Raw genomic sequence first — 13,415 nt, 5'->3', positions numbered from 1 at the left:
ATTATTTTACAGCTGTAAGGTTGTCTTGAAGTTCTTTTAAGATTTGTTCAGCACCTTCACGGCTAAGAACGATTTTACCATTAGCAAGAGTGAAATTATCATCAGAAATTTCACCTGTAATTTGGCAAGTCATATTTGGCTTGTATTTCTTTAAAATGATTTTGTCATCGTCAACATAAATTTCAAGAGCATCTTTTTCAGCGATGTCTAATGTACGACGAAGTTCGATAGGAATAACAACACGACCTAATTCATCAACTTTACGAACAATACCTGTAGATTTCATTTGTTTTTCTCCTCTCAATATTTCTAATTATTTATCTCTCTCTATCGTCAATTTTCGACAAATTGATTTCTAGATAATAATATCAAGATTTCCATTTAACGTCAATCATTTTTAACTACAATTCTTTTAAAATTTGTATAAAAATGGTACGTTGTGTCTTATAACAGAAGGGTTTCATGAGATTTTTAACATTATCAATCTACTCATTCTTAAAAAAACCTGTACCATATTAGAGGGAAATTTGTAAAATGAATTCGACAAAATTCTACAAATATAGCTAGGTTTTTGTCGAAAAAATAGGTTTTCAACGTTTTTGTCGAATTGTAACTGTTTATTTTAATTATCATATAGATATTAATCTGTATAAATTGACATTCCTCTTGTGCTTTAGGTATATTTTGAAGATATAATAGGAATAGATGAATAGGAAAGTCTTGTTTATTCGAGTTACTTTTAAGAGGAGGTTTACGGAGATGGCTCAAGACAATAAAACATTTTATTTAACCACTCCCATTTATTATCCAAGTGGGAAATTACATATAGGACACGCTTATACAACTGTAGCAGCAGATGCTATGGCTCGCTATAAAAGACTACGTGGATACGATGTCATGTTTTTGACAGGAACCGATGAGCATGGTCAAAAAATTCAACGATCTGCAGCGGAAAAAGGCGTTACGCCACAAGAATATGTTGATGAGATTGTATCAGGCATTCAGGATCTTTGGAAGAAGCTTGAGATATCCTATGATGATTTTATCCGTACAACGGAAGATCGTCATAAGAGAGTTGTTGAAAAGATTTTTGATCAACTTGTAAAACAAGGGGATATCTATCTTGATCAGTATGAGGGCTGGTACTGCACACCTTGTGAGTCCTTCTTTACCGAAAGACAATTAGTTGATGGTAATTGCCCGGATTGTGGACGTCCAGTTGAAAAGGTGAAGGAAGAATCTTATTTCTTCAAAATGAGTAAATATGTCGACCGTCTACTAAAGTACTATGAAGAAAATCCAGAATTCATCCAACCAGAGTCTCGCAAAAATGAAATGATTAATAACTTCATTAAACCTGGACTTGAGGATTTGGCTGTTTCAAGAACAACCTTTGATTGGGGAATAAAAGTACCTGGAGATCCAAAGCATGTTATTTACGTATGGATTGATGCGTTATCAAACTATATTACCGCTTTAGGTTACGGTACAGAAGATGATAGTAAATATCAAAAATATTGGCCAGCTGATGTTCATTTAGTCGGAAAGGAAATTGTTCGTTTCCATACAATCTATTGGCCAATTATGCTGATGGCATTAGACTTACCGCTACCGAAAAAGGTATTTGCCCATGGCTGGTTGTTAATGAAAGATGGTAAAATGTCCAAATCAAAGGGAAATGTTGTGGACCCAGTCACATTAATTGACCGTTATGGACTCGATTCTTTACGTTATTATTTATTGCGTGAGGTTCCGTTTGGAGCTGATGGAGTGTTTACTCCAGAAGGATTTGTTGAAAGAATCAACTTTGACTTAGCAAATGATCTAGGAAATTTATTAAATCGTACGGTTGCGATGATTGGGCGATATTTTGATGGCACCATTCCAATGTATCAAGGAAATCAATCAGAATATGATACTCAACTAGCGGATTTTGCCGTGGAAACTGTTGCTAAATATGAAGAGGCAATGGAAAAGATGGAGTTTTCTGTTGCGCTGACAGCCCTATGGCAGTTTATTAGTCGTACAAATAAATACATTGATGAAACCCAACCATGGGTTGTTGCAAAAGATGAGGCGAAAAAGGAAGAACTAGGCTCTATCATGAGTCACTTAGCAGAATCCTTACGTTTTGCGGCTATTATGCTTGAACCATTTTTAATTAAAACTCCAGGAGAAATTTTTGCCCAACTTGGAATGAAAGATGATGCATTGAAAACTTGGGAAAGCTTAGCTGAATTTGGAATAAAGCAAGAAGGAATTCAGGTTTTAAAGGGTGAGCCAATATTCCCTCGTTTAGAAATTGCTGAGGAAGTTGAATATATTAAGGAGAAAATGCAGGGCGGTACGAAAAAAGAAGAGCCTGTAAAGGAAGTAGAACAAGCAGATGAAATCACAATTGATGATTTCATGAAGGTTGAGCTTCGCGTTGCTGAGGTGCTTCAAGTAGAGCCAGTAAAAAAAGCTGATAAGCTTTTAAAGCTTCAATTGGATCTAGGCTTTGAAAAACGTCAGGTTGTTTCGGGTATTGCTCAGTATTACACTCCAGAAGAACTAGTAGGTAAAAAGGTGATTTGTGTAACAAACCTTAAACCTGTAAAACTTCGTGGTGAGCTATCACAAGGGATGATTTTAGCGGGATCTGTGGATGGAAAGCTATCAGTCGCAACGATTGATCAAAGCCTACCAAATGGAGCTAAAGTGAAATAACAAGAAAAAGCACACGGAGCCCGTCTATCGGTGACAAGCATAAGACGAGCGCTGACAGAAGGTGCATTTTACCTTCCGAAGCGATTGGCTTAGACCAGAGAGCCGATGGCGCCTGGAGTTAGACATAAAAGGACAGAGTCATCTGTCCTTTTTACATACAAGAAATTAATAAAGGAGTCTTTAAAATGTTAATTGATACCCATGCACATTTAAATGCGATACAGTATCAAGAAGATTTAGAAGAAGTAATCGAAAGAGCACTGAGTGAAGGTGTTGAAAGAATCGTTGTCGTCGGTTTTGACCGAGAGACGATTACAAGAGCGATTGAACTAGCAGATCAATACGAGTTTATCTATGCAACAGTTGGCTGGCATCCAGTTGATGCGATTGATATGACGGACGAAGATCTCAAATGGATTGAAGAGCTTAGTGCCCATCCAAAGGTAGTGGCATTAGGTGAAATGGGACTTGATTATCACTGGGACAAGTCTCCGAAGGATATTCAAAAGGAAGTCTTTCGGAAGCAAATTGCGTTAGCAAAGAAAGTAAAACTACCGATTATTATTCACAATCGTGAAGCAACGGCTGATATTATTGAAATTCTACAAGAAGAGAATGCAAGTGAAGTGGGTGGGATTATGCACTGCTTTACAGGTAGTATCGAAGTTGCCAAACAATGTATTGATATGAATTTTTACATTTCATTTGGTGGACCTGTTACCTTTAAAAACGCGAAAAAGCCAAAAGAAGTGGCAGCAGAGATTCCACTTGATCGCCTCTTAATTGAAACGGATTGTCCTTATTTAACTCCACATCCTTTTCGCGGAAAACGAAATGAACCAAGCTATGTGAAATATGTAGCAGAGCAAATTGCCGAGCTAAAAGGGGTGTCATTTGAGGAAATTGCACAAAAAACATCCGACAATGCGATGCGATTTTTCGGCATAAAATGATAGCAATTTTTGTCAAATAGTAGGGGTGCTTGTCCAATGATAAGCTAATTAGAAAAAGTTCTACATGTCTCCTTCGTCTCATATATATCTTTGTCGACAACTAATTCTTTCTTTTTAAAAACTCTTCTTGCATAATATTTTACAACGGTGACGTGAAGAAGGGGTGGGGTTGACAGATTAATATATCCTTTATATAATCCACTGAGAGAAGGAGGCGTTTTTCATTTGCTTACAAACATGAAAAAACTGTTTTCCGAGTCGAAGCACAAAAAGAGAATAATAGTCTCGATAAGTAGTTTTATAGTCTTAATAGGTGCCGGTTCAGGTTATGCTGCATATGAAACAACCAAGGATACAGTTACACTATCGTTAAATGGAAAAGAGCAAGTTATAAGGACGCACGCAAACACGGTTGCTGAAGTTCTACAAGATTTAGAGATTGATGTCTCAAAACATGACGAGCTTTCACCATCTATGGATACGGCAATAAAGGACAATTTGAAAGTAACATGGCAAGAGGCCATTCCGGTTGAAATGGTTGTTGATAACCAACCGCAAAAGGTCTGGACAACAGTCAAAACCGTGGAAGATCTTTTCAAAGATGCGAAGGTAGAAATTACAGAGCACGATAAAGTCAATCCAAGTTTAGATACAAAGTTAACAAAAGATATGAAAGTAGAAGTTGAAAAAGCCTTTCAACTGACGCTTAATGACGGCGGTACTGAAACGCAAGTTTGGTCCACTTCGACTACTGTCGCTGACTTTTTAAAAGGTCAAAATGTTGCACTAAATGAATTGGATCGAGTAGAGCCAGGAATGGAAGAACAGATTACAGCAAATAGTGTCGTTAATGTTGTACGAGTAGAAAAAGTCACCGATGTAGTGGAAGAATCAGTTGCCTTTGGAGTTGTACGTAAAAAGGACAACAACATTGATAAAGGCAAGGAAAAAGTTGTAACTCCTGGTCAAGAAGGTAAAGTTGCAAAGCACTATGAAGTTGTTCTTGAGAATGGAAAAGAAGTTTCAAGAGATCTGATAAAAACCGAAACCCTAGCGGATAGTAAGGATAAGGTTGTTGCAGTTGGTACACGTGAAATCGTGCAACAGGTTTCCCGTGGTACAGCTAATGCAGCGAAGGAATTCTATGTATCATCAACAGCTTATACAGCGTATTGTAGCGGGTGTTCAGGAACAACTGCTACAGGAATAAACCTTCGTGCGAATCCAAATGTTAAGGTTATTGCGGTAGACCCAAGTATCATTCCTTTAGGTACTAAAGTGTATGTAGAAGGATATGGCTATGCAATAGCTGCCGACAAGGGTACTGATATTAAGGGTTATAAGATTGACGTCTTTTTCTCAGAAAAATCTCAAGCCTTTCGCTGGGGGCAACGAAAGGTCAAGATTCAAATTCTAAATTAACTTGCACATAACAGAGGAGATTTCCTCTGTTTTTTTATGTCTGTCTTTTTATGCTTTTGTCTTTTTTGTTATACTTATGTAATATTTGTATCTATATTGTTAGACGAATTAAATCCAGAAAGGTTTCATAAAAAATGAAAATAAAAGAAATAATTGTTGTTGAAGGAAAAGATGATACTGTCGCCATCCAACGAGCGGTTGATGCCGATACCATTGAAACAAACGGTTCAGCTGTTAATAAAGAAGTATTAGAACGAATTAAACATGCTCATGAAGTGAGAGGAGTTATTGTCTTTACTGATCCCGACTATCCTGGTGAACGAATTCGTAAGATTGTCGCAAAAGCCGTTCCAGGATGTAAGCATGCGTTTTTACCTAAAAATGAGGCATTAGCAAAGTCTGGTAAAAAGGTGGGCGTTGAGCATGCCACTCCAGAGGCGATTCGAAGGGCCTTAGCGGACGTTAAAGAGGAACAAGGGTACTTTCACTCAGAAATTGATTTCGACGCTCTGGTGGACGCAGGATTAATTGGAGGGACCAAGGCAAAGGAACGAAGGGAAAAGCTAGGCGTTCTTTTAAAAATTGGTTATACTAACGGAAAACAGCTTTATAAGCGTCTACAGATGTTCCAAATTACAAAAAGGGCATTTGACCAGGCAGTTGAAAAAGTGTTACAGGGGGAAAAGGCAAAGTGATGAAAGATATAGCCACACCTATAAGAACGAGAGCCATTTTAGAAAAGCACGGTTTTTCTTTTAAGAAAAGCTTAGGCCAAAACTTTTTAATTGATACGAATATTTTGCATCGCATTGTCGATCATGCAGAAGTTACAGAAGAGACGGCTGCGATTGAAATTGGACCAGGAATCGGTGCATTAACCGAGCAGCTTGCTAAGCGCGCGAAAAAGGTGGTTGCGTTTGAAATTGATGGGCGACTTTTGCCGATTTTAGCAGACACCCTATCACCATATCCAAATGTTGAAATTGTTCATGAGGATGTTTTAAAGGCAGATGTCCAGTCGGTCATTAATGAAAAAATGCAGGGAATCGATGATATTATGGTGGTTGCGAATCTCCCTTATTATGTAACAACGCCAATAATAATGAAGTTGCTAACGGAAAACCTCCCACTCAGGGGGATCGTAGTCATGCTTCAGAAGGAAGTGGCAGATCGCATTTCAGCTGTACCTGGTACAAAGGATTATGGCTCATTATCAATTGCTATCCAATACTATACAACCGCAGAAACAGTTATGATTGTACCTAAAACTGTATTTGTTCCTCAGCCAAATGTAGATTCAGCAGTGATTCGTTTGTTAAAAAGAAAAGAACCTGCTGTTAAAGTAGAAAATGAGTCATTCTTTTTTGACGTGGTTCGTGCTTCTTTTGGACAAAGGAGAAAGACCATTTTAAACAACTTGACCTCTAATTTGCCAAAAGGGAAGGCATTTAAGGAGGCGATTGAAGGATGTTTAGCCACTTCAGATATCGACCCAAGACGCCGTGGTGAAACATTATCAATCGAAGAGTTTGGACGTTTAAGTGATGAATTATATCGAACTTTTAACGAAGGACCTGCTGAATAGTAGGTCTTTTTTGCACCCTTTCTTTCTCCCTCACCACTTAGGGTCGTACTGCATAGGCTAACAAGTAGGCATCTCAATAGCGAAATAACCTCGAAAGTTGGAGTGGGTGAGGATGGAAATAAAGGTTGGCGATATTGTTGCACGTAAATCACATCAGTTTGATTTATTGTTCAAAGTAACAGAAATTACACATAACCAAACTGTTTATTTATATGGTGAGGATGTAAGGTTGATTGCAGATGCTCCGTATGATGACTTAGTTTTAGTGGATGAGGATGAAAGACAGAAAAGACAAAGAACTGATCGGGAAAAAATCGATCATTCATATCGACTATTTCGGCAGGACTATCAGCTAATTAGACAAAAAAATGAATATCATGCTACAGGAGGATATACCAATAATGCAGAGTTTTTTCAAATTCCGGGAAGAGTTCTGCATATTGATGGTGATCCGAACTATTTAAGAAAATGTTTGATGTTATATGAAAAAATCGGTATTCCTGTATATGGGGTTTATTGTCATGAAAAAGAAATGCCAGAAAAGATTGATGGATTACTTGATAGATACAGGCCAGATATTCTTGTTATAACTGGTCATGATTCATATTCAAAATCAAAGGGAAAGGTTACGGATCTAAAAGCATACCGACATTCCCGCCATTTTGCTCAAACGGTTCGACAAGCCCGAAAAAAATTCCCACACTTAGATCAACTTGTCATCTTTGCGGGCGCCTGTCAGTCTCATTTTGAGTCTTTGATACGTGCGGGGGCGAATTATGCAAGTTCACCGTCTAGAGTCAATATACACGCATTAGATCCTGTATATATCGTAGCAAAAATTAGTTTTACTCCATTTGATGAACGAATCAATGTATGGGATGTTCTTCGCAATACATTAACAGGAGAAAAAGGTCTTGGTGGGATTGAAACTAAAGGTGTATTAAGAACAGGTATGCCTTATCAAAGATTGGTTGTTGAAGAGGAAAAAGGGGATCTCTAACGGCATATCGCTAGAGGTCCTTTTGGTATTTTATTACATATGGGAGAAAGTGAAAATTTTGTCGATGAAAAGAAATCTTGATCTATATACATATTGGCTCCGCTTTTGAGCATACTATCGCTTGTGTGTTGAGAAATTTGTAATAAAAAATTTATTGACAAGTATTTTGTATCATTGTTATAATTTTAGTTTTGTTTGACGTTCGGTGATTTTTTTGGTATACTAATACATAGTGAGGTGGAGTGAAATGGCAAAAACTTTGCTTGATATTAAACGGTCTCTAGATACTAATTTAGGTAAGCGACTTACGTTAAAGGCTAATGGTGGTCGTAGAAAGACAATTGAGCGCTCAGGAGTGCTCGCTGAAACGTACCCCTCTGTATTTGTAATTGAACTAGACCAGGATGAGAATTCTTTTGAGCGAGTTTCATACAGCTATGCTGATATCCTTACAGAAACCGTTCAATTAACCTTCTTTGATGAGACATCCGGGAACGTAGCTATAAGTGGGCAGTAAACTTAAATGTTTGCTGCTTTTTATTTTGTCTAAAAAAGGTGGTACTTTTTTATAAAGTACCCCTTTTTTTGTTTAGTAGTCCCTATTTTCAATAATGAAGGTATATTACCCATATCATATGTAAATAATGAATAAAATTAAGCCTTCGGTGAATACATGCCATTTTTTAAAGGGATTTTTCAAGCATAAGTTCAAAGACTAAGAACGCCACGTCTTTGTGAGCTACATCCTGTAAGCCTAAAAATTGTTAATATAACTACCCCTTCATAATCAAATACTATGGATGTCGTAGATGTAGAAAGGGGTTGTAGTTATTGGGAAGACGTCGTGGTATCATGTCAGAAGCCTTTAAAGAAGAATTAGCAAAAGAACTTGGTTTTTACGATACCGTTAAAAATGAAGGTTGGGGTGCGATTCGATCACGTGATGCTGGAAATATGGTAAAACGTGCAATTGAAGTTGGACAACAACAGCTTGCCAATAAAGAGCGAAACCAATTGTGAACTACGACGCCGGAGCAGAGTTGCTTCGGCTTTCTTTATATCCAAAATTCTCTAGGGAAAAGGTCATGGAGAACAATTTTTTAAAAAACAGTGCAGACACTTTTGTATCACTATTTTACGAGGTTTACTTTATGGTACAATGGCAATATTGAATTTACGTTTAAAGCAGGTGTTTACATGAAATTATTAGTTAAGGCCCCAGCGAAGATCAATTTGGCACTAGATGTTTTACATAAACGCCAGGATGGTTATCATGAGGTACGGATGATTATGACAACCATTGATTTATCGGACAGGCTTGAATTATCCGATTATGAAGGAGATGAGATTAAGGTCATCTCTCATAATCGCTTTGTACCAGATGACAGCCGAAACTTGGCATACCAAGCAGCTAATTTACTTAAAAAACGATACGGTGTAAAAAGAGGCGTAGTCATTTCGATTACAAAATCAATCCCTGTAGCCGCAGGGCTTGCGGGAGGAAGTAGTGATGCAGCCGCGACCTTAAGAGGATTGAACGAATTTTGGGGCTTAGGACTTAGTTTGGATGAACTAGCATCAATTGGTGCGGAAATTGGCTCAGATGTATCCTTTTGTGTATATGGTGGGACAGCACTAGCTACTGGTCGAGGGGAAGTTATAACAGAATTACCCGCACCTCCACATTGTTGGGTCATTTTAGCCAAGCCTACAATTGGTGTTTCAACAGCAGAAGTGTATCGGAATCTATCCATTGAACAAATAAACCATCCGGATGTGGATGGGATGATTCGTGCGATCGAAACGAAGGACTTTGATGGAATTTGCAATCGAGTTGGAAATGTTTTAGAAGATGTAACGTTAAAGCTTCATCCAGAAGTAGCTCATATTAAAGAACAAATGAAACGATTTGGTGCAGATGCCGTTTTAATGAGCGGCAGTGGTCCAACTGTTTTTGGGCTTGTCCAAAGAGAATCGAGAATGCATCGAATATATAATGGATTACGTGGCTTTTGCGACCAGGTTTATGCGGTTCGACTGCTAGGTGAACGAAATAAAATGTAACTTTTAAGAAAAAAAGAACTCTACTTTGAGTGGGGAATGAATGTTAAAAAGGTATAAATCATTTGGCGTTTACCTTATCTTGAAACTAAGGAACTCAGATTAAAACCCACTTCCTATGCAACGTCTTTATGACCCATTTCATGTGGGTCTAAAAGCGGTCGCACACACGCCAAGGTGCATTTGATTTATAACGTACATTAATGGTATATTATCAATAAAACATTCGGTTTTTGGAGGCAAGCCATGAAATTTAGACGGAGTAGTAGACTTGTTGATATGACAAATCACTTGCTTTTACATCCACAACACCTTGTATCTCTTACTTATTTTGCTGAAAAGTATGATTCTGCGAAATCCTCGATTAGTGAAGATTTAGCGATTATCAAACAAACCTTTGAGCAACAGGGAATTGGCACATTAATCACAGTGGCAGGAGCAGCTGGTGGTGTGAAGTTTATTCCTATGGTCGGGGAAGAAGAAGCAAGTGAGGTAGTTAAGGAGCTTTGTGAGGTTATAGCCAACCCAGATCGGCTTCTTCCAGGGGGATATTTATATTTAACAGATATACTTGGAGATCCGAGAATTGTGAATAAAATCGGGAAAGTTTTTGCCTCTATCTATTCTAATCATGAGATTGATGTTGTCATGACTGTTGCAACAAAGGGAATCCCTCTTGCATACGCAGTGGCATCTTACCTAGATGTACCTGTGGTAATAGTAAGGCATGGTAATCGAGTGACGGAAGGCTCAACTGTAAGTATTAATTATGTTTCTGGATCAACAAAGAGAATCCAGACGATGGTATTGGCAAAACGAAGCTTGAAGGAAGGTTCTAATGTTTTAATCATTGATGACTTTATGAAAGCTGGCGGTACAGTGAATGGTATGGTTAGTATTCTTGAAGAATTCAATGCAAACCTAAAAGGGATTGGTGTTCTCGTCGAGTCTGAGGGAGTCGAGGAGAGACTTGTTGATGAATACATATCCTTAGTAAAGCTTACAGATGTTGATGTGAAGGAAAAACAAATAAAGGTAACAGTAGGTAATTATGAATCATACCTAAAGCAAGTTGAAATTGAAGATGAGATGGGGGAAGAGGAATGAGACAAATTCAAACAAACCAGGCTCCGGCAGCAATAGGACCATATTCACAAGGAATCGTTCTAAACAATATGTTTTTCAGTTCAGGCCAAATTCCGTTAACACCAGCTGGTGAATTAGTGAGCGGTGGAATTAAAGAACAGACAGATCAGGTGTTTAAAAACCTTCAAGCTGTCTTAGCTGAAGCTGGCGCATCATTAGATACAGTAGTAAAAGCAACTGTATTCATCAAAAATATGGATGACTTCGCAGAACTAAACGAAATTTACGGTGAATTCTTTGCGGGGCATAAACCAGCTCGTTCAACTGTAGAAGTAGCAAGACTTCCTAAGGATGTTTTGGTTGAAATCGAAGTAATTGCACTAGTAAAATAAGACTTTTTTCACTAATATTCTGTTCATTCACAAAAAAGTATGAATCTTTTTAAAAAAATATTTAATATTTAGCAGGAGATTCCGATTTTCCGTTGAATATGAATAACTAAGTTTTTATATAGTTAAAAAGGTGGTGAACAGAATGGAAGTGACAGACGTTAGATTACGCCGCGTTAATACGGAAGGTAGAATGAGAGCGATTGCATCAATTACGTTAGACCATGAATTTGTTGTTCATGACATCCGTGTAATTGATGGCAACAATGGTTTATTTGTTGCTATGCCGAGCAAACGGACTCCTGATGGAGAGTTTCGGGATATCGCTCATCCAATTAACTCAAGTACGCGTGGAAAGATTCAAGATGCAGTACTAGCTGAGTATCATCGTTTAGGTGAAGTTGAGGTTGAGTTTGAAGAAGCAGGGGCATCTTAAAATAAACGTATATAGCATCGAAGAGCCTACTTACACGATAGGCTCTTTTTCTATGATAAAAAAGAAACTACATTTTTTCTAGCTGTTCAATCCCCTACTAACAAGCATGTTGTACTTACCTTCGCAATAACATAGCCCCAAATAAATATTTCCAATCAAAAAAATCATGTACTTTCGTTAGTTTTCTTGAAAATGGACTGTTTTTAAGATATATTCGAAATGGATATTAAGGTTAATTTTATTTAATCGTGGTTTACACCTCGACTGGATATAATGAAAGCCGCCGATGGATATATGCGATTTTTAAAGGGATTTTCTCGAGTTTACTCGAAACAATCTGGATGGAAAATCGCAGAGGCGAATTTGATATGGAGGCCTAAACATGACAAATCGATATGGCGTAATTTTGGCCGCAGGGCAAGGAACACGCATGAAATCAAAGCTCTACAAGGTTCTACACCCTGTATGTGGAAAACCAATGGTACAGCATGTAGTGGATCAACTTTCTACATTATCCCTTCAAAAGCTTGTGACAGTCGTTGGACATGGAGCGGAAAAAGTAAAAGCCCAAATTGGGGAGAAAAGTGAATATGCCCTTCAGGAAGAGCAATTAGGTACAGCGCACGCGGTTATGCAGGCAGCCGATCACTTGGCAAATGAAAAAGGGGTGACCTTGGTTGTTTGTGGTGACACACCACTTATTACAGCAGAAACTATGGAATCCTTACTCGATCAGCACGAACGTGTAGGAGCAAAAGCATCTATTTTAACAGCTGTGGCAGCGGATCCTACTGGATATGGAAGAATTGTCCGTAATGCAGAAGGGCATGTTGAGCGAATTGTTGAACATAAAGATGCAACAGAAGAAGAACGTATGATTACCGAAATTAACACAGGTACATATTGTTTCGATAACGAAGCGTTGTTTGAGGCACTTTCGAATGTATCAAATGATAATGTACAAGGCGAGTATTACCTCCCAGATGTGATTGAAATTCTGAAAAACAAAGGTGAAATTGTAACTGCCTTTCAAACAGCTTCTTTTGAAGAAACGCTTGGAGTAAATGATCGTAATGCATTGTCACAGGCGGAAAAGCTAATGAAACAAAGAATTAATAAACAACAAATGATAAATGGTGTTACAATCATTGATCCTGACAATACGTACATTTCAGCAGATTCAAAAATTGGTTCAGACACAGTGATACACCCAGGAACGGTGATTATTGGAGATGTTGAAATCGGGTCTGATTGTGAGATTGGTCCAAATTCAGAAATTAAGAATTGTAAAATTGGAGAAAGAACAGTAATCCGCCATTCAGTTGCACATGATAGTAGTATCGGAAATGATGTAGCAATTGGACCGTTTGCACATATCCGTCCTGCATCACAAATTAGTGATAAAGTAAAGGTAGGAAACTTTGTTGAATTGAAAAAGGCTGTTTTCGGTGAGGGAAGTAAAGCATCTCATTTAAGCTATATTGGGGATGCGGAGATCGGAACAAACGTGAATATCGGATGTGGCTCTATCACCGTAAACTATGACGGAAAAAATAAATTCTTAACGAAAATTGAAGATAATGCCTTTATTGGCTGTAATTCAAATCTTGTGGCTCCAGTAACGGTCGGTAAGGGAGCATATGTTGCAGCGGGCTCAACGATTACAAGTGAAGTGCCAAACGACACCCTCGCCATTGCAAGAGCACGTCAGGTTAATAAAGAGAACTATGTAGAACGTCTAAATCAAAAGAAAAATTCCTAATGGAGGTCGGGT

14 protein-coding genes are annotated in these 13,415 nt (G+C 38.0%); 13 read left to right on the top strand and 1 reads right to left on the bottom strand.

All coding sequences use genetic code 11. The features are described from left to right. Position 1 precedes the first annotated feature (1 nt). Entirely contained in the window at positions 2-286 is a 285-nt protein-coding gene (gene abrB / locus ABC371_RS05295; RefSeq protein ID WP_229142056.1) for a transition state genes transcriptional regulator AbrB, read from the bottom strand. Positions 287-705: 419 nt separating this feature from the next. Here abrB and metG point away from each other — a divergent pair, with 419 nt between their 5' ends. The 13 genes from metG (at position 706) to glmU (ending at position 13,403) form a co-directional block, all read left to right on the top strand. Continuing rightward, positions 706-2,709, top strand: coding sequence for a methionine--tRNA ligase (gene metG, locus ABC371_RS05290; RefSeq protein ID WP_412895839.1), 2,004 nt, complete (start codon positions 706-708; stop codon positions 2,707-2,709). A gap of 185 nt (positions 2,710-2,894) precedes the next feature. Continuing rightward, positions 2,895-3,662 carry a TatD family hydrolase gene (locus ABC371_RS05285; protein WP_412895838.1) on the top strand — a complete coding sequence of 256 codons (768 nt, stop codon included), beginning with the start codon at positions 2,895-2,897 and terminating at the stop codon, positions 3,660-3,662. A 225-nt stretch (positions 3,663-3,887) separates the two neighbouring features. Further along, the gene (locus ABC371_RS05280; protein WP_412895837.1) at positions 3,888-5,084 is read left to right on the top strand and encodes a resuscitation-promoting factor; all 1,197 of its coding nucleotides are present in this window, start codon (positions 3,888-3,890) and stop codon (positions 5,082-5,084) included. 134 nt (positions 5,085-5,218) lie between these two features. After that, a complete protein-coding gene (rnmV, locus tag ABC371_RS05275) occupies positions 5,219-5,779 on the top strand; it encodes a ribonuclease M5 (RefSeq protein ID WP_412895836.1) in 561 nt (186 codons plus the stop codon). Continuing rightward, on the top strand, positions 5,779-6,669 hold the full coding sequence (gene rsmA / locus ABC371_RS05270; protein WP_412899283.1) for a 16S rRNA (adenine(1518)-N(6)/adenine(1519)-N(6))-dimethyltransferase RsmA: 891 nt from the start codon (positions 5,779-5,781) through the stop codon (positions 6,667-6,669). Before rnmV ends, rsmA begins: the two co-directional genes overlap by 1 nt. A gap of 112 nt (positions 6,670-6,781) precedes the next feature. Beyond that, positions 6,782-7,669, top strand: coding sequence for a sporulation peptidase YabG (gene yabG / locus ABC371_RS05265; protein WP_412895835.1), 888 nt, complete (start codon positions 6,782-6,784; stop codon positions 7,667-7,669). Positions 7,670-7,916: 247 nt separating this feature from the next. After that, complete coding sequence (gene veg, locus ABC371_RS05260; RefSeq protein ID WP_116354422.1) at positions 7,917-8,186, top strand: biofilm formation stimulator Veg; 270 nt, start codon at positions 7,917-7,919, stop codon at positions 8,184-8,186. A 314-nt stretch (positions 8,187-8,500) separates the two neighbouring features. Beyond that, complete coding sequence (locus ABC371_RS05255) at positions 8,501-8,689, top strand: small, acid-soluble spore protein, alpha/beta type (RefSeq protein ID WP_412895834.1); 189 nt, start codon at positions 8,501-8,503, stop codon at positions 8,687-8,689. A gap of 177 nt (positions 8,690-8,866) precedes the next feature. Continuing rightward, positions 8,867-9,733 carry a 4-(cytidine 5'-diphospho)-2-C-methyl-D-erythritol kinase gene (gene ispE, locus ABC371_RS05250; protein ID WP_412895833.1) on the top strand — a complete coding sequence of 289 codons (867 nt, stop codon included), beginning with the start codon at positions 8,867-8,869 and terminating at the stop codon, positions 9,731-9,733. 243 nt (positions 9,734-9,976) lie between these two features. Further along, entirely contained in the window at positions 9,977-10,837 is an 861-nt protein-coding gene (purR, locus tag ABC371_RS05245; RefSeq protein ID WP_412895832.1) for a pur operon repressor, read from the top strand. Further along, positions 10,834-11,208: a RidA family protein gene (locus ABC371_RS05240; protein WP_412895831.1), complete on the top strand. Its 375-nt coding sequence runs from the start codon at positions 10,834-10,836 to the stop codon at positions 11,206-11,208. Before purR ends, ABC371_RS05240 begins: the two co-directional genes overlap by 4 nt. Before the next feature lie 142 nt (positions 11,209-11,350). After that, on the top strand, positions 11,351-11,641 hold the full coding sequence (spoVG, locus tag ABC371_RS05235; RefSeq protein WP_010285377.1) for a septation regulator SpoVG: 291 nt from the start codon (positions 11,351-11,353) through the stop codon (positions 11,639-11,641). Positions 11,642-12,023: 382 nt separating this feature from the next. Next, positions 12,024-13,403 (top strand): bifunctional UDP-N-acetylglucosamine diphosphorylase/glucosamine-1-phosphate N-acetyltransferase GlmU, encoded by a 1,380-nt coding sequence (glmU, locus tag ABC371_RS05230; protein ID WP_412895830.1) that lies wholly within the window; start codon positions 12,024-12,026, stop codon positions 13,401-13,403. Positions 13,404-13,415: the final 12 nt, after the last annotated feature.

This window comes from Bacillus jepli (assembly GCF_047238305.1).
Lineage (GTDB): Bacteria > Bacillota > Bacilli > Bacillales > Bacillaceae_L > Ferdinandcohnia.
Note: the sequence above shows the minus strand (reverse complement) of the source record. Positions and strands in the feature narration are given on the sequence as shown.